Origin of the sequence: Nocardia stercoris, from assembly GCF_003696265.1 — a bacterium.
GTDB classification, from domain to species: Bacteria; Actinomycetota; Actinomycetes; order Mycobacteriales; family Mycobacteriaceae; genus Nocardia; species Nocardia stercoris.
Genome location: NZ_RFFH01000003.1, coordinates 33,927 through 49,484, shown reverse-complemented (window position 1 = coordinate 49,484; position 15,558 = coordinate 33,927). Strand labels below are relative to the sequence as shown.

At 68.6% G+C, this 15,558-nt stretch carries 19 protein-coding genes, 2 tRNA genes and 1 pseudogene; 15 read left to right on the top strand and 7 right to left on the bottom strand.

What is annotated here, in order from left to right; genetic code table 11:
* Positions 1-121: 121 nt before the first annotated feature.
* Positions 122-436 (top strand): integration host factor, actinobacterial type, encoded by a 315-nt coding sequence (gene mihF / locus EBN03_RS08655; protein WP_122187442.1) that lies wholly within the window; start codon positions 122-124, stop codon positions 434-436.
* 165 nt (positions 437-601) lie between these two features.
* Positions 602-690, top strand: a tRNA-Leu gene (locus EBN03_RS08650).
* A 121-nt stretch (positions 691-811) separates the two neighbouring features.
* On the opposite strand, the gene EBN03_RS08645 is transcribed toward EBN03_RS08650, so the two are convergent.
* Positions 812-1,327, bottom strand: coding sequence for an SUKH-4 family immunity protein (locus EBN03_RS08645; RefSeq protein WP_122187441.1), 516 nt, complete (start codon positions 1,325-1,327; stop codon positions 812-814).
* A gap of 282 nt (positions 1,328-1,609) precedes the next feature.
* On the opposite strand from EBN03_RS08645, the gene EBN03_RS08635 reads away from it, so the two are divergent.
* Complete coding sequence (locus EBN03_RS08635; RefSeq protein ID WP_122187440.1) at positions 1,610-2,530, top strand: NAD-dependent epimerase/dehydratase family protein; 921 nt, start codon at positions 1,610-1,612, stop codon at positions 2,528-2,530.
* Between the two features lie 182 nt (positions 2,531-2,712).
* Here EBN03_RS08635 and EBN03_RS08630 read toward each other — a convergent pair whose 3' ends face one another.
* Positions 2,713-3,159: a DUF6098 family protein gene (locus tag EBN03_RS08630; protein ID WP_122187439.1), complete on the bottom strand. Its 447-nt coding sequence runs from the start codon at positions 3,157-3,159 to the stop codon at positions 2,713-2,715.
* A gap of 172 nt (positions 3,160-3,331) precedes the next feature.
* Between EBN03_RS08630 and EBN03_RS34510 the strand changes: the two genes are divergently transcribed.
* The 3 genes from EBN03_RS34510 to EBN03_RS34060 are packed head-to-tail and all read left to right on the top strand — an operon-like array spanning position 3,332 to position 4,162.
* Complete coding sequence (locus EBN03_RS34510; RefSeq protein ID WP_199742678.1) at positions 3,332-3,844, top strand: hypothetical protein; 513 nt, start codon at positions 3,332-3,334, stop codon at positions 3,842-3,844.
* On the top strand, positions 3,804-4,016 hold the full coding sequence (locus EBN03_RS08620) for a YccJ family protein (RefSeq protein ID WP_122187438.1): 213 nt from the start codon (positions 3,804-3,806) through the stop codon (positions 4,014-4,016). Before EBN03_RS34510 ends, EBN03_RS08620 begins: the two co-directional genes overlap by 41 nt.
* The gene (locus EBN03_RS34060) at positions 4,013-4,162 is read left to right on the top strand and encodes a hypothetical protein (RefSeq protein WP_158675565.1); all 150 of its coding nucleotides are present in this window, start codon (positions 4,013-4,015) and stop codon (positions 4,160-4,162) included. The genes EBN03_RS08620 and EBN03_RS34060 overlap by 4 nt, the downstream gene beginning before the upstream one ends.
* A gap of 39 nt (positions 4,163-4,201) precedes the next feature.
* Here EBN03_RS34060 and EBN03_RS08615 read toward each other — a convergent pair whose 3' ends face one another.
* Positions 4,202-5,767 carry a cation:proton antiporter domain-containing protein gene (locus EBN03_RS08615; RefSeq protein ID WP_122187437.1) on the bottom strand — a complete coding sequence of 522 codons (1,566 nt, stop codon included), beginning with the start codon at positions 5,765-5,767 and terminating at the stop codon, positions 4,202-4,204.
* Between the two features lie 299 nt (positions 5,768-6,066).
* Here EBN03_RS08615 and EBN03_RS34960 point away from each other — a divergent pair.
* Positions 6,067-7,047: pseudogene (locus EBN03_RS34960) on the top strand (zinc-binding alcohol dehydrogenase family protein); the annotation flags it as partial.
* Positions 7,039-8,055 carry an Acg family FMN-binding oxidoreductase gene (locus tag EBN03_RS35805; RefSeq protein WP_407671113.1) on the top strand — a complete coding sequence of 339 codons (1,017 nt, stop codon included), beginning with the start codon at positions 7,039-7,041 and terminating at the stop codon, positions 8,053-8,055. The pseudogene EBN03_RS34960 and the gene EBN03_RS35805, both read left to right, overlap by 9 nt.
* 408 nt (positions 8,056-8,463) lie before the next feature.
* Here EBN03_RS35805 and EBN03_RS08605 read toward each other — a convergent pair whose 3' ends face one another.
* The gene (locus EBN03_RS08605) at positions 8,464-8,907 is read right to left on the bottom strand and encodes a TIGR03618 family F420-dependent PPOX class oxidoreductase (RefSeq protein WP_122187436.1); all 444 of its coding nucleotides are present in this window, start codon (positions 8,905-8,907) and stop codon (positions 8,464-8,466) included.
* A 112-nt stretch (positions 8,908-9,019) separates the two neighbouring features.
* On the opposite strand from EBN03_RS08605, the gene EBN03_RS08600 reads away from it, so the two are divergent.
* A tRNA-Leu gene (locus EBN03_RS08600) sits at positions 9,020-9,108 on the top strand.
* Here the strand turns inward: EBN03_RS08600 and EBN03_RS08595 are convergent.
* Entirely contained in the window at positions 9,087-9,587 is a 501-nt protein-coding gene (locus tag EBN03_RS08595) for a hypothetical protein (RefSeq protein ID WP_122187435.1), read from the bottom strand. The two genes, EBN03_RS08600 and EBN03_RS08595, sit on opposite strands and share 22 nt — an antisense overlap.
* Before the next feature lie 9 nt (positions 9,588-9,596).
* Between EBN03_RS08595 and EBN03_RS33645 the strand changes: the two genes are divergently transcribed.
* Positions 9,597-9,842, top strand: coding sequence for an LppU/SCO3897 family protein (locus EBN03_RS33645; protein ID WP_147471498.1), 246 nt, complete (start codon positions 9,597-9,599; stop codon positions 9,840-9,842).
* 124 nt (positions 9,843-9,966) lie between these two features.
* On the opposite strand, the gene EBN03_RS08590 is transcribed toward EBN03_RS33645, so the two are convergent.
* Together EBN03_RS08590 and EBN03_RS08585 are read right to left on the bottom strand one after the other, a co-directional pair.
* Positions 9,967-10,335, bottom strand: coding sequence for a TM2 domain-containing protein (locus tag EBN03_RS08590; RefSeq protein ID WP_233608261.1), 369 nt, complete (start codon positions 10,333-10,335; stop codon positions 9,967-9,969).
* 344 nt (positions 10,336-10,679) lie between these two features.
* On the bottom strand, positions 10,680-11,345 hold the full coding sequence (locus EBN03_RS08585; RefSeq protein WP_122187433.1) for a DUF6891 domain-containing protein: 666 nt from the start codon (positions 11,343-11,345) through the stop codon (positions 10,680-10,682).
* A gap of 438 nt (positions 11,346-11,783) precedes the next feature.
* Here EBN03_RS08585 and EBN03_RS08575 point away from each other — a divergent pair, with 438 nt between their 5' ends.
* The 5 genes from EBN03_RS08575 (at position 11,784) to EBN03_RS08555 (ending at position 15,382) form a co-directional block, all read left to right on the top strand.
* Entirely contained in the window at positions 11,784-12,428 is a 645-nt protein-coding gene (locus tag EBN03_RS08575; RefSeq protein ID WP_122187431.1) for a LysR family transcriptional regulator, read from the top strand.
* A 235-nt stretch (positions 12,429-12,663) separates the two neighbouring features.
* On the top strand, positions 12,664-13,140 hold the full coding sequence (locus tag EBN03_RS08570) for a hypothetical protein (RefSeq protein WP_122187430.1): 477 nt from the start codon (positions 12,664-12,666) through the stop codon (positions 13,138-13,140).
* 4 nt (positions 13,141-13,144) lie between these two features.
* On the top strand, positions 13,145-14,281 hold the full coding sequence (locus EBN03_RS08565; RefSeq protein ID WP_147471497.1) for a sensor histidine kinase: 1,137 nt from the start codon (positions 13,145-13,147) through the stop codon (positions 14,279-14,281).
* The gene (locus EBN03_RS08560; RefSeq protein ID WP_122187428.1) at positions 14,278-14,925 is read left to right on the top strand and encodes a response regulator transcription factor; all 648 of its coding nucleotides are present in this window, start codon (positions 14,278-14,280) and stop codon (positions 14,923-14,925) included. Before EBN03_RS08565 ends, EBN03_RS08560 begins: the two co-directional genes overlap by 4 nt.
* Before the next feature lie 79 nt (positions 14,926-15,004).
* A complete protein-coding gene (locus EBN03_RS08555; RefSeq protein ID WP_122187427.1) occupies positions 15,005-15,382 on the top strand; it encodes an integrase core domain-containing protein in 378 nt (125 codons plus the stop codon).
* Positions 15,383-15,558 lie beyond the last annotated feature (176 nt).

The window sequence follows — 15,558 nt, the reverse complement described above, 5'->3', positions numbered from 1 at the left end:
GGGTCGTCCCGGCGGTGTGGAACCCCGGTTGTCCTCGCGGTGTGTCGTTACGGCACCTGCCTGACCGTGATGTTCAATCGGTGCGGTTGAGGTTCCAGCGAACGAGTGAAAGGTTGTAGATATGGCACTGCCCACGATGACCGCCGAACAACGCTCCGAAGCGCTGGCCAAAGCGGCCGCGGTGCGCAAGGCGCGGTCGGAACTGATCGATCAGATCCGCAAGGGGTCGGTCTCGCTGGCCGAGGTGCTCAAGCGCGCCGACCAGGAAGACCTGGTCAAGAAGACGAAGGTCGCCGCCGTCATCAAGGCGCTGCCGGGTATCGGCCCGGTGAAGGCCGCCAAGCTGATGGACGACGCGGAGATCCCGGTCGACCGTCGCATCGGTGGCCTCGGCTCCCGCCAGCGCGCGGCCCTGCTCGACGCCCTGGCCCACTAAGCCGGTTGCGCCGGAGGCACCACCGGCCCACCAGGCCCGGTCCCCCGCCTCCGGCTCCGACTTCCCTCAGTGGCGGCGCTCAGCCCCGAACCCAGCGCTGACCTGCGTAAATCCCTGTGATTTGGTCCACGCGAAACCTTCGGATAATCTTGCTGAGCACCACCGGTCCGGGTGGCGGAATGGCAGACGCGCTAGCTTGAGGTGCTAGTGTCCTATTAACGGACGTGGGGGTTCAAGTCCCCCTCCGGACACCAGTGTTGAATACACAAGAAATGGCGGCCACATCGGCCGCCATTTCTGTCTGTGTATCACCACGATGTGCTGTGCGCACCGGGCAAAGTCCCTGTGGGACAACGTTCGCCCCGTGCCTTGCTGTCATATCTCCAATGCCTGGTCCAGGAAAGTCGCCCACCAGGTGCCGGTGTCCAGGGCACGTGGATCGAGGGTTATCAGGCTCTCGACGATGGCGCCCACGGCCGAGCTCATGCTCTCTTCGTCGGGTTCGGCCAGCTGCCACAAATCGCGATAGACCCTGCCGACGAACATCACGAAGAGCCCGAGATTCGAGTTGGCCAGGAAGACCTCAGCCATACCGTCGAAGAGGCAGCACACTTCGTCACTGCCCACGTCCACGGCGAAACGGAAGTCCTCCGGTACACCGTTGACCACAGGGACGTACTCCCGGTCAGCCACATGCATGGAGCCGAGCACGCCGCCGTCCGGCAGCGGAGCGAAGGAGCCGACGTCCACGGTGGGCAGACCCACGGTGGTAAGGAACTCGCGGGTCGACGCGGACAGACCAGGATGCACCTGCTCCGGTGGCACAGTCGCGAGAAGATCCCCCCAGATCGCCGCGACAGCGGTGCTGAGATCGTCGTTCAACCAGCTCATCAGGGCACTCTCTCCTCAGAGAAGGGCTCGCCGGCCCCGAGCATCTCCATCGCGGTCGACAGCAGCGCCGCCCGCAGGACGCCGTGACGGTAGCCGCTCTTCTCCGATGTTGACATTGCTTACTTTTCCCTTCTATGCTGTGTTGGCACTGTAAACATAGCGCGGGTCCGAGAAACCCGGTCCGCACCCGGCCACGGTGGTCAACCGCATCGTCACTCGGTGGCACGATGCTCGTCACCGAGCTGACGTCGTCGACACCACCCATCACCTCGAGGAGACCCCATGCAGACCGTCCTCGGCGCCGGCGGACCGATCGCCGACGAGCTCGTGAAAGAGCTCCACCGCAACTACACCAAGGACATTCGCCTCGTCAGCCGCAAACCGTCGAAGGTCGACGACACCGATGAACTCGTAGCAGCAGACCTCACCGATGCCGAGGCCACCAGCCGTGCCGTCGCGGGCAGCCGAATCGCCTACCTCACCGTCGGCCTGCCCCTGGACTCGGAGCTGTGGGAGCGTCAGTTCCCCACCATCATGCGCAACGTCATCGACGCCTGCGCCGAACACGGGACGAAGCTCGTCTTCTTCGACAACACCTACATGTATCCCGGAACGTCGACGCCCCAGACCGAGTCGACGCCATTCGCGCCGGGCGGCCGGAAGGGACGTGTCCGTGGCGAGCTCGCCACGATGCTGATCGAGGCCGTGCGGGCCGGTCGGGTGCAGGGACTCATCGGCCGCGCCCCCGAGTTCTACGGGCCCGGCGCGACCAAGAGTTACACGAATTCGTTGGTGTTCGACCGGATCAAGGCGGGTAAGCGGCCGTTCGTCCCGGTCGACGCCCACGCCGTACGCTCCCTGATCTGGACTCCCGACGCGAGCCGGGCGCTGGCCCTGCTCGGCAACACCCCCGATGCCTACGGCCAGACGTGGCACCTGCCGATCGACCCGAACCGGCAGTCCTACGCCCAGCTCATCGAGATCGCCGCCGAGGTCACCGGCCGCGAGATCGGCTACACGGTGCTGCCGATGCTCGCCTTCCGCCTCGGGCGCCACTTCGTCAAGCCGCTTGACGAGATGTACGAGCTGGTCGGCCGCTACCGCGACGACAACATCTTCGACAGCTCGAAGTTCGCGGCCCGCTTTCCCGACTTCCAGGTCACCACCTATCGGCAGGGTGTGCAGCGAATCCTCGCCGAGTGACCGCTGGCCGCCACTGGTGCTCGTCGTGCCGGAGGTCTCCTGAACGACCGGTTCAGAGGGTCCAGACATGCTGGTGCAGAACAGAATTCGTCTCCGTTAGGGCGATCGATCAGGTCACGGACGCCTACCCTGGAACTGTCGGGGTAGGCGAGCGATACGACCGGTATCGAGAACGAAGGGTGTCAACCCGAGGAGTCGCGGCCGACAGCGAATTTCGTTCGGTAGACGTGCCGTGCCGCGGCGACGACCGCGTCGTCCACCACCGCGATCACCCACGCGTCCGTGATGACCGGGTCGTGGTCCGGGCCGCGCGCGACCTCCTGTCCCGCCAACAGCCAGGGCCGCCGGCCGTTACCCGCGCCGAGGTCGGCGTACGTGCACAGCCTGCGCGCCACCCACTCGCGCGCCGGCCGTGGCCACCGCGGCTCCGGCGCCAGCGTGGTCACCGACAGCCCAGGCAACTCGACACCCGACTCTAAGTCGGTGCTGCGCTGCTCGGCCTCGGCCGGATATTCCGAGTACCGCAGGTACACCGGACGGTGCACCACCAACTCGGTCAACTCGTCGAGACCGGCGACCAGCGGCACCGACCCCTGCGAGCCGGGTGCACCGGATGCGGTATCGGCCATACCCCCGGATACGCCGTTCGAGCGGTCACCACGCGAGGAGGCCGGGTGCGCAGCCACTCCTGTGCCTGCGGGTCGTAACCGATCGGTCCGGCGGCGGTCGGTTCGCACGGTGTCGAGCGGGTATGCCGCTGGTCGACCCGACGAGATTCGGCGACCGGCGAGGAGGTGGATCGTGCGTGACCGGACGATAGCGAGAGCGCACGGCACGTTCAATATCGTGGGCGGTGTCTGGCCGCTGGTGCACCGGCGCAGCTTCGAAGCGGTGTTCGGCGCGAAACACGACCGTTGGCTGATGCGCACCGTCGCCGGCCTGCTGGTGGGCAACGGAGTCGTGCAATGCCTGGCCGCCGATACCCCCGACGGTGTCCGCTGTGCGCGGCAGCTGGGTCTGACCACGGCATCGTGGCTGCTGGTCATCGATCTGGTCTACGCGCCGCCGGGGCGGATCCCGCGGACGTATCTGCTCGACGCCGCCATGGAAATCGGCTGGATCACGGCCTGGCTACAGCCCTCGACGCGAGGTACTTCGAACCGCTCGCTACCGCGGTTGAGGCTGGTCCGCGACGGTTCGGTGGCCGAGGCGAGCCAGGATCGCGATCCGCGTACCGGCCTGTTCACCCTGTATCCGAAGGAGTTGCGAGATAATGGCTTTCGAAGAAAGTTCGGTATGGGCGGCGGAACATGACACGTCGGTCGAGATCGTGGACGCGATCTTCGCCCGCGCCGGGAACGACGAACAACTCGCCCAGCGGATCTGGGCAGAACGGCCCCGCGACGTCCTGGACGCGGCCTTCGCCGAATCCACTGCGGCCAGCTTGATCTGGGACGGTCGAGTCATCCAGCGACCGAACGGGTGATTGCCGGAGGGCGCCTACGCGCCGCGGTGATCGCGGCCGTGCTGACCGCGGTCTGCGCGGTCACCGGTGTGTCCTGGGTGCTGGTGGAGCATCGCCGCGTCGAGAACCGCGAGGGGCTGGGTCTGCGCGACCCGCAAGGACACTGATCGGCACGCTCGGCCCGGGCCGCCGATCGGTTTCGGCAATCACCCTTCGGGTCGCCGGAGTGGGCGGCGCAGGACCGACCGCACGAAGCGGCCGCGCCGGGCCGGTCGCGCCGGCCCGTCCGCGGCGCGCGGCGGCGCCTTGGGCCGCGCGAACAGTGGCGACACGACGGGTACCGAGTCCGGGTCGGCCAGAACCAGGACTTCGTCGCCGACATCGAATCGCGTGTCGGGCGTGACGGTGACCAGCCGCCCGCCGCGGATGATCACACTCACCCAGAGATCACCGGGCGGCAGTTCGGCGACACTCATTCCGTCGGCCATCGACCCCGGCGCGACGAAGAACCGGTGCAGGCTTTCGGGTTCGGTCTCGAAGCGGGCGTTCATGCCCCACGGCCGCGGGTTCACCGGCCGCAACGGCACCCGCAGGAGGCGGGCCAGCGCCGGCACCGAGCCGCCCTGCACGATCACCGAGAACGCCACGACGACGAAGATGATCTCGTAGGCGCGGTGGGCGTCGGGCACACCGGCCTGCAGGATGAACATCCCCAGCAGAATCGGGACCGCGCCCTTGAGCCCGGTCCACGAGACGAACAAGCGTTCACCGCGGCTCAGGTCGACCCGCCACAGCAGCGGCGCGACCAGCACCGGCCGGATCACGAAGGCCAGCAAGGCGGCCAAGGCCAGTCCGATCCACAGGGCATGCCCCTCGACGACGCCGTGCGGCCCGGTGAGCTGGACGGTCAGCCCGAGCATCACGAACGCGACGATCTCGGCCAGACTCGCCAGGGCGGAGTGGAAGCGTTCGATCTCGACCTTGAACGGCGCGCGATGGTCTCCGACCACGATGCCCGCGACCAGGACCGCGAGAAAACCGGAACCGTGCGCGAGGGTGGTCAAGGCGTAGATCGCCATCACGCACATCAGCACGCGCAGCGAGTACAGACCGGCGGCCGGCAGCGTCACGGTGCGCATGAACCACAGCAGGCCCACCCCGCCGACGACACCCGCGACGGCACCCACGGCGAGCTGCAGCACGAACGCGGAGATCACCGTGCCGACGGCACCGAAGCTGACACTGCTTCCGGCCAGCAGAACGACCAGCAACGCGATACCGACCGGGTCGTTCGCGCCGGATTCCCCTTGCAGCAGTACGCCACTGCGGCCGGTGATCTGCCGCCGGCCGAGTACCGAGAACACCACCGCGGGGTCGGTGGGTGCGAGCGCGGTGCCGAGCAGCAGTGCGATCCGCCAGTCGAGCCCGAACAGCAGATGTGCGGCCAGCGCGACGGTTATCGCGGTCAGCAGGGTGCCGGCCACGCCGATCCACACGATCGGCCCGGCGTTGGCGCGCACTTTGCGCCACCCCATCTGCATGCCGCCGTCGAACAGGATCACCACGAGCGCGACCGTGACGATCTCCACCACGTGATCGATCGGCACCCGCTCGAGTCCGGGCCACAGATCGGACGCGAACGCCGCGCCGAGCAGGAACACCGCCGGCGCAGGAATGGGGATCCGCTCCCCCAGCCGGTGCGACAGCACCGCCGCCAGACCTGCCGCCGCCACGATCGCCAGCGCGACCGCGAACGCCGTCACCTGGGTCATCGCCGCCCCCGCGGCACGCTGGGGGATGGTTTCGTGCGCACGGTGTGCGAATCGGCAGCTGCGGCGAATGCCGGCACAGTGTCCTCCTGGTACCTCGAACGAACCTCATTCGCCGACCAGGCTTCCCGGCACTCCCGTACCGATCTTAACCTGGCACCGACACGCCGCTGCGGCCGAATAGGGACAATCCACGCGACCCGCACAGCCGAACACCCCCTGGCCGGCATTGCCACCGCAACCGACACCGCGGGACGATGAAGGCACCGGAGGTGAGTGCGATGGACATCGAGGCGACCTCGATGGGTGCATGGCGCGCGGATCCCGCCCGGCCGGGAGCGCTGCGGCCGGTGACCGAGCCGGTGCCCGAGCCCGCTGCCGGCGAGCTGCTGGTGCGGGTGCTGGCCTGTGGGGTGTGCCGAACAGATCTGCACGTGGTCGATCAGGATCTGCCGGTACATCTGCCCGACGTGATCCCGGGGCACGAGGTGGTCGGCGAGGTGGTCGGTGGTGGCGCCGGGGTGACGGTGCCCATCGGGACGCGGGTGGGAATTCCGTGGCTGCGGCACACCTGCGGGACCTGCCGGTTCTGTGTGCGCGGCCGGGAGAACCTCTGCACTGGATCGCGCTACACCGGCTGGGACGCCGACGGCGGTTACGCCGAATACACCACGGTGCCGGCCGATTACGCGCTGCGGCTGCCGGAGGGGTACAGCGATGCGGAACTGGCTCCCCTGTTGTGCGCGGGCCTGATCGGCTATCACGCGCTGAGCCGCGCGGAGGTACCCGAGGGCGGCGTGCTGGGCATCTACGGTTTCGGTGGCAGCGCCCACCTCACCGCACAGGTCGCGCTGGCCCGAGGCGCGCGGGTGCACGTCATGACCCGGGGCGCCGCGGCTCGGGAACTGGCGCTGGCCCTGGGTGCTACGTCCGCCCAGGGTGCCGGGGACCCGCCGCCCGAGCCGCTCGACGCGGCGATCCTGTTCGCCCCGGCCGGCGAGCTGGTGCCGCCCGCACTCGCGGCGCTCGATTCCGGTGGGACGCTGGCGGTCGCCGGTATCCATCTGACCGACATACCACCGTTGAACTATCAACGACATCTGTTCCGGGAGCGCCAGATTCGCAGCGTCACCGCCAACACCCGGGCGGAGGCGCGGGAGTTCCTGAACCTGGCCGGTGAGACGCGGCTCGCGGTCACGGCGCACCCGTACCCGCTGCGGGACGCCGACCGGGCGCTGCAGGATCTACGAGACGGCAGATTCGACGGTGCGGCCGTGCTGATCCCGGAACCCCGGTCGACGGCGCCGAGCTCCCGGTCCGCGGCACCCGACCGCCGGACCCTGCTGGCGGTGTTCCGGCTCGCCACCCGCGCGCCGTCGCTCCACAACACCCAGCCGTGGCGCTGGGTGGCCGACGGTGCGCACCTCGATCTCTTCGCCGACATCGATCGGCTGCTGCGCGCCGCGGATCCCCAGGGCCGCCAGGAGTTGATCAGCTGCGGCGTGGTGCTGCACCATGCCGTCACCGCCCTGGCCGCGCACGGCTGGCGCGCGGAGATCGACTACTTCCCCGATGCCTGCGACCCGGATCACCTTGCCGCCCTGAGTCTTCGGCAGACCGCCGGGGCGAGCGCGGCCGATGTCGAGCTCGCCCGTGCCATGGACGAGCGCTACAGCGACCGGCTACCGATGCTGCCGCCCCACGGACTCGAGCAGCTGGTGCCGCGGTTGCGGGCGGCGGTGTCGGCCTACGAGCTGGATTTCGATGTACTCCCGGAAGCCGGCCGTGCCCGCCTGGCCGCCTTGTCGGACCGGCACGCCGCCGACCGGGACAACGACGCGCTCTACCAGCAGGAATTGTCCGGGTGGGCCGGTCACGCGGACGCCCCCGAGGGCGTACCGCCGTCCTCGCTGGTCTCGGCGGCGGAGTTCGCCCGCACCGATGTCGGGCGCGCGTTCCCGGCGGCACCGCACGCGCAACGGCGCGCGGGACTGTCCGACCGCGCCGAGGTCGCCGTCATCAGCTCGTACGGTGATTCCCCGCTGCAATGGCTGTTCACCGGCGCGGCCCTCTCGGCGGTCCTGCTCGAATGCACCGTCGCGGGCCTGTCCACCTGCCCGCTCACCCACATCACCGAAACCACCGCCGATCGCCGCGCGCTGGCGATGTTGCTGCCGCAACCCGCACCCCTGCCGCAGGCACTGGTCCGGATCGGCACCGCCCCCGACGACGATCGGCCACCACCTTCGCCACGCCGGCCGCTGGTGGACGTCGTCGAGTTCCGGTCGTAGCCGGGGTCCACGCATCGCCGCTGCCCTGGGCCTACCAGCTCGCCATGACCGCCGTCGAACACGTCCCCCGGCTCAGCGGCCGCGCCGGGACCCTGCTGGCTATGCCGGCCGAAAAGCTTGATGCGGCACTGGCATACACCCGGCAGACCGGCGAGGACCTCCCCGAGATCAGCGACTGGAGGACCCGGCCACACGACCGATGTTCGGTGCCTCGATCCCAGCCGCGGTGCCCGCGAATGCGGCGCCAACGACACCGGGTACCCATCATGGCGCCGTTACTACTGATCCCGGACGGCCGACTCGCCATCCCCGCGAACGGGTTTCGCGCCGCCGGCCGAGGCGCCGGCATGTCGAGGCCAGCTTCGTTGCACAACAACAGCTTCGCCGTCGCAACCGGCACGTGACCGGTCAGGCGGTGCCGTAGACGCGGTGCGGGTCGACGAGCACGACCGCCCGCCGCTCGGCCGCCATCACCTGGTCGTAGGTGTCCCAGTCCTCGTGGGTACCACCGGCCGCAGTGAACACCTCCCGCAACAGCAGGCGCAACCGCTCGGCGTCGATTCCGGGCGCCGGATCGTCCGGCCCGGCGATCCACACCGGACCCTCGACCGTGGCCCATTGCCAGCCGACGCGGGCGACGATCGCCGCCCGCGGCCGCGCGCGCAGATTGTCCAGCTTGCGAGCACCACCGATCGCCACGAATCCGACGACAGGCCGTCCGGTCGACGGGTGATCCAGCACCCCGGCGTTGACCACAGACGATTGAACGGTGCCGTCCGCACGCACGGTCGACACGACACAGAGGCCGTGATCGCCGGCGATCAGCCGCCCGAAGTCCGCAAGATCGCTCATCGGCGCAGTATATGCCCGCGCGGGGCCTCCCCCGATGGCGCACAGCGCACCCCAGCTCGCGCAACGATTTTCGTCATCCGACCAAGATCGGTTACTCTTTCCCAGCACACCGGTCCGGGTGGCGGAATGGCAGACGCGCTAGCTTGAGGTGCTAGTGCCCTATTAACGGGCGTGGGGGTTCAAGTCCCCCTCCGGACACCAGTGCTAACCACACGCGGATTGGCGGCCACATCGGCCGCCAACCCTGTGTGTGAGTAGCGAATCTGCAAATCGAGCGCATCATAAATTCGAGCACGGTCCGAGGGGCTCCCCGCATCCAGCACTGACGCGATGTCCCCCAGCGAGTCGATCAGGTCGTGCAGCTTGCTCGGGTTGAGCGGCACCACCTGAGGCAAGTTGTCCAACTCGCGCTGGGCAATAGCCTTCTCGGCGTGTGCCGAGTTCATCGGTTCCACCAGGATCTGCGGATCGACACCAGCTTCGATCGCGCCACGGTGGCGTTCGAGCGTCCCGACCGCCTCCGAGATCCGCCGGCGAAGTGCCTCCCGCACACCGCCGTTGGCGTCCGCATTGTGTGCCTCGACCAGCGTGTCGATCGTGCGTTCCCGATGGTCGCCATCGAACAACTGGCCCAGCCACCGGTTGACCGGGCCGATGATCACAGACTCGCGCAGGTTCACCGTCTTCGGATGATCGCTCAGCGCTGGACTACCTGGGGTCAACGTACGAGCGAGACACCGGTAGTACACCACCTCACGTACGAGGAGAGCGTGATCACCGGATACCGGTACGCGGACTGCGGTACCCCGGACGCGAGTTTCCGCGTGGTGTCCCGAGTCGACGGCCGGTCGGACGAAAGCCTGTGCGGCGACGACTCGGACAAGGTGATCACCCTCGCCCAGCCACCCACCACTTTCTGCGTGAAGGATCAGTAGTCCGAAGTTCCGCATCGCAGCTGCGGGCACAGCCCGCAGGCCTGCCCGCATCCGGAACCGCAGCGGCCTCATCGGCCGCCATTTCTGTGTGCGAGTAGAGGCAATGCCCGACTCGGAGTCGTCCTCAGCTCTCCTGAAGCGGGCGGCCTTGTGAATCGGGAACCTTGCCGGTCAAGATCATGACGGCATCGATCAACGGCCAGATTCCGCCGAGACCGCAGGTGAGCCATGTGACCGCGATCTGGGCTATGCCGATGCGGGTGTAGCCCAGATAGAAACGCCCTACGCCCAAGCTGCCCAGGAAGATTCCCAGCAAGCCGGCGACCAGCTTGGACTTGTCCGAATACGGCTCACCCAGCCCGTTGCGACCGTTGGGCGCTTGCGGATCAGAGCCGGCCGGTCCGTACGGCGCCGGCCCGGGCACCGGCGAACCGTACCCCGGCTGGCCCTGCGGCGGTTCCGGCATGGGCTGCTGCTGATATGGATCAGACACGTGTGATCTCCTGGTTCCTCTGCGTTATGGCCCACTCCGGCACGGAAACTCGCCTGGTCGGCCTCAGGCGCACACCGTAAACCGACGGCGCTGCAACCCGATTGGAATCCGTTTGGAGGAAGCCACGCGTATCGCCCTCACGCCGTCGTGCCGGTACCCAGGTCGATCCCCGGTGTCGGTGGAGCCACGGTCAAGGGCGTCCCGTCCGGCACCGTGGCCCTGTGCGCCAGGGCATTCGAGTCGTGAACCGGGCCACCGGATCGAGGCCATGGCCACCGCGAAGTTCGCGGTGCCCGGCCACATTTGTCCCGCAGCGCAATTCGGGTGACGGAGTCTCTCGGGCGCTACCCCTCGATCGGGGCGTACCAGTCGGCGTTCTCGAGCAGCACCCTCGTGCCCAGGTCGCGGTTCCATTCCGGCTCGATGCCGTGCCGCCGGAGGATGGGAAATACCACCTCGTCGAGCAGGCGCGTCACGTCGGCCGTATAGAGGTCCGCTTTCGCGTCGTCGCTCAGCGCGTCGTAGGTGGCCTCGTCGAAGTCTTCGGGCGGGAACGCGCCGAAGCCGATATACGTCGCGCCGTCCTCGAGGAGCCGGCTGGTGTCCTGCTGATGAAAGTAGATGTAGCCCTTCCAGTGACGGCTGTCGTCGCGTTCGTCCCAGATCTCGCCGGACGCGCAGGTGCCGCAGCAGGAGAAGTCCGCTCGTGCGACCACACCGTTGGCATCGATCTCTTCGAACGCGGCGATCGTGCGGGAGGTGTGCGCGCCGATCTCCGCTTGCTGGCGCAGCCGCGCGGCGCGGAGCGCGGCGAACGCTACCCCGAGCTGCTCGTCGGTGAGGTCGTAGTCCTCGCCGTAGCTGTCCACGAAATCGTCGGCGTCACCTCGGCCGGTGATCAGCTGATCCCAGATCTGCCGGGCCAGCTCGACGCGGCCGGCCTCATCGAGAGGCAACTCGGGCAGAGTGGCGTAGGGCGGCAATGTGTTCGGGTTCGATATGGCGCTCACAGCGCAACCTCCAGACTGCGAGCGAAACAGTGTGAATCGCCCGCGCCGGCGATGCTAGCGTCCGGGTGTGACACCACTCGGGCGACATCGCCCCGAGCGGCATAGGGTTACGGCCGATATCGCGGGGCTACCTCCAACCCGGCGACGACCGCCTCTCTTGAAGGCAGCTATCGCCGGGGCACCGTTACCGGCCGACGGTGGCTTTGTGCTGTGTGACGGCACCCGCCAGATTCACCTGTGGCTCACAGTCCGAATGCGACCCGCTCCCGCCGACAGCGACGTCTGTGTCGTGGTCGCCATTGCGGAGGTCGAGGCTGTCCAGAAAGTCGGCGATCAGGTCGCTCACGATCTCGGGGTGGCTGATGTTCGGCAGGTGAATCGCGCCCTCGATCGTCCGCAACGGCGACGTGGGACCGCACCGCTGCCGCCGGGGAGTTCGTGGTCCAATCGGCGCTGTCCCAACAGCTGCGCAAGCTCGAGGACGAGCTCGGAGTGCGACTGTTCGACCGGACCACACGGTCGGTGCGGCTCACTCAGGCCGGAGCACAACTGCTTCCGTTCGCCGAACGGGTGCTCTCCGATGTGGGACTGCTGACCGCCGAGGCCGACGCGCTGCACGGCGTGCTACGCGGCAATATCGCGGTCGGCATGATGGAATGCCCGCCACTGACACTCGATATGGCGGGGGTCAGCCGCCGGGTCGCGTTCGAGGTGGTGCGGGTCGAGGAGATGGTGCGCTTCGCCGCACTGGGCTTGGGCCTGGCGATCCTCCCTCGGTCCATCGCGCAAGAGGCTGCCGACCGCGACGACGGCCCACGAATGCTGGAGATCACCGGCGCCGATCTGCGCCGTTCGGTAGCCTGGTCCACCGCCACGACGGTCCGGCTGCCCCCGCCGCCCGCGCTTTCTTCGACTTCGTCATGGACCTCCCGGGAGCCACCGGATCCAGTAGCGCCCCAACGTGATCCACCGATGGGCCACGGACCGAGCGATCCGCACACCCGCACTACTGAATACACGGCGGCCACATCGGCCGCCGTTTCTCCGTGCGAGAAGCAGATTCGCAGGTCGAGCGCTTCGTAGATGCGGGCGCGATCCGACGGGCAGCCCGCGTGCGGAACCGCTCCACCCAGCGAGCCGATCAGCTTGTTTCGAGAGGTCCGGCCGCACAGCCGGGCGAATCGCTGAGGCCGCCCGACCGAAGGTGTCTTGTGGGTCCGACGCTCGGTATCCCGGCATCAGCCTCGATCGGTGAATCCACCCGAACTCCACCCGTGGGTGGTGTGATCGGGCCTCGACGCCGCCGACGCTGGTATCCATGCAGAACTCGCAGCTTCAAGCCGCCCTGGTCGTGGTGCTCGTCCTCGGCTGGGTGGTTTATCGGCAGACTCGGTGGCAGGTGCTGGATCAGGCACGGATCTGGCGGGGGCCGGTCCTGTTCGCGGTGCTGGGAGTGGTGGCCGCCCGGGACTCGCTGCACGACGTCGGACCGGTGGACCTGGTCGCGTTCGCGGTGCAGGCGACGCTGTCGCTGGTGGTCGGCGCGCTCATGGGCCGGTTGTCGCAGTTGCGGCCGGTAGCAGGCGGGTTGGAGGCGCGCACCGGGTTGGCGGGTTCCGCATTGTGGCTGCTGCTGATCGTGGTCCGGGTAGCACTCGATAGCGGCGCGCGGGCGATGGGCGCGACGGCCGTCACCTCCGTCGGTGTGATCCTCCTGCTGCTGGCGGTGAACCGGGCGGGGCGGATCGGGGTCCTGGTGCGGCGTGCCGAGTTCCGGTCGGGTGCGGCACACTGAATCGGTGCTCGCCCCTGCCACCGCGACGCGGCTGACCCGGCTCGTCCGGTTGATCGGCCTGGTCGCCGTGGTGTGGGGGTCGGTGGGGCCGGAGCTCACCCGCTATCCGTTGGTCACCGCGCTGACCGTGGTGTCGTGGCTGGGCTGGGCCGGGTGGGCACTGCTCCCGCGCCGCGATTCCGCCGCGGTCCGCTGGTCTCTGGTGGTGATGGGAGTTGCGGGCGGGCTCAGCGCCGCCTACCTGCCGGCTTCGCTGATCACCGCCTACGCGGTCGCGTTCGGTGGGCCCGCGCTGCTCGGGGTGACGTTGACGCAGGGTTTGGCGCTGTCGAGCCTGGCGACCGGGTCCCTGTTGATCTCGGCGCTGGTGGCGCAGCTGCCCGCGCGCGGTGTCGCGAGCATGGCGGCCGGTGCGGTGGTGGCGATGCTGCTCGGGGTGACCCGCGGCCAGACTCGGCTGGCCGCCGAACAGAACCGGCTACTGCTCGAACAGAACCGGACGATCCGCGCCGAACGGGACCGGGCGGCCGCGCTGGCCGAGCGCGGCCGGATCGCCCGCGACATCCACGACGTGCTGGCCCATACCCTCGGCGGGCTGGCACTGCAGCTGGATGCGGCCGACGCGTTGCTGGAGGCCGGGCGGGTGGACGAGGCGGCCGGCCGGGTCCGGTCCTCGTACCGGCTGGCGCTGTCCGGGCTGGCCGACGCTCGCCGGGTGGTGGGGACATTGCGGGCCGGGGACTTCGAGCCGGCTGCGGAATTGGGGCGCCTGGCCCGGGAGCATCGGGAGGCCGGCGGTACCGTGGAGCTGCGGCTGGACACCGAGCTGGCCGGACTGGACGAGCAGGCAGGTGTGGCGGTGCTGCGCGCGGTGCAGGAGTCGCTGACCAACGCACGTAAACATGCTGCGGGACAACCGGTCACGTTGACCGTTCGAGACGAGGACGCGGATCTGGTGGTGACGGTGACGAATCCGTTGACGTCGCACCGTACCGTGCTGGGCCCCACCGGATCCGGGGCCGGCCTGCTGGGTATGTCCGAGCGGCTGCGGGCCGTCGGCGGAACGGCCGACGCCCGGCGGGTGCGGGATCGGTGGGAGGTCCGCTTGACGGTCGGTCGTACGCGAGGAGAGCAGCGGTGAGTTCCGAACCGGCGCAACGGATCCGGGTCGTGGTCGCCGACGATCAGGCCGCCGTCCGGGACGGCCTGGTCACGGTGCTGTCGCTGCTGCCCGATATCGAGGTGGTGGGCGAGGCCGGCGACGGGGCTGCCACGGTCGACTTGGTCCGTACCCACGCGCCGCACGTGGTGCTGATGGATCTGCGGATGCCGGGAACCGACGGCGTTGCCGCTACCGCCGCGATCACCGCGCGCTATCCCGGCACCGCCGTCCTGGTGCTCACCACCTACGCCGACGACGCCTCGGTGTCCGCCGCCCTGCGTGCCGGCGCCCGCGGCTACCTGACCAAGGACGCCGGCCGCGCCGAGATCGCGGCCGCCGTCCGCTCAGTAGCCAGCGGCCACACCACGCTCGCCGCCGCTGTCGGCGCGCGCCTGGTGGCCGGTCTGCGGCAGCCCGCCGACCTCCCGCCCGATCTCACCGCCCGGGAGTCGGAGGTTCTCCGGCTGATGGCCGCGGGCCGCAACAACGCCGAGATCGCCGCCGAACTGTTCATCGGTGTCAGCACGGTGAAATCCCACATCAACGCCCTGTTCGCCAAGCTCGGCGTCCGCGACCGCGGGCAAGCGATTGCCGCGGCCCACCGATCGGGGCTGACACCCTAGCCCTGCCGTACTTTGAACCGCCGTTCTCGCCGGTTCAACGGCCACCAAGACGACCGCGCTGGTGTCCAGGGCCCTCAACATGGCTGTCTGGCGGCGCGATCACTACGGGCATCCGGTCGAGCCAGGGCTGATCTTCCAGACCGATGCCAGCTCCCAATACACATCGATCAAGTTCACCGAATCCCTTGCCCTGCGGGGGCTCTCGGCATCGGTAGGTTCTGTTGGGGATGCCTACGACAATGCTCTCGCCGAGTCGATCATCGGTTTGTTCAAGACCGAGGTCGTCGACCGGCACGGCCCGTTCAAGACCCTGACCGAGGTCGAGTTCGCGGTCATGGAGTGGTGCGACTGGTACAACAACGCGCGCCTGCATTCCCGGCTGGACTGCCTGACCCCGGCCGAATACGAGGCCGCGCACTACGCTCAATCATCGCCACGCCGACCGGCGCTGGTCTGAAACCGAAGCCGGTCCCTTACCCGTGACGGTTCATGTTCCCGCAATGACAAACCTGTGGAGCTGAGGGGACTCAAGCCCCTGGCCCCACATGTGGGTCGATCACGTCGTGGTTCCGCCGATGACCTGCACTGCCGCGTGCCGTTTGGACGATCATTTCCGCAGGTCGATCCGTGTGG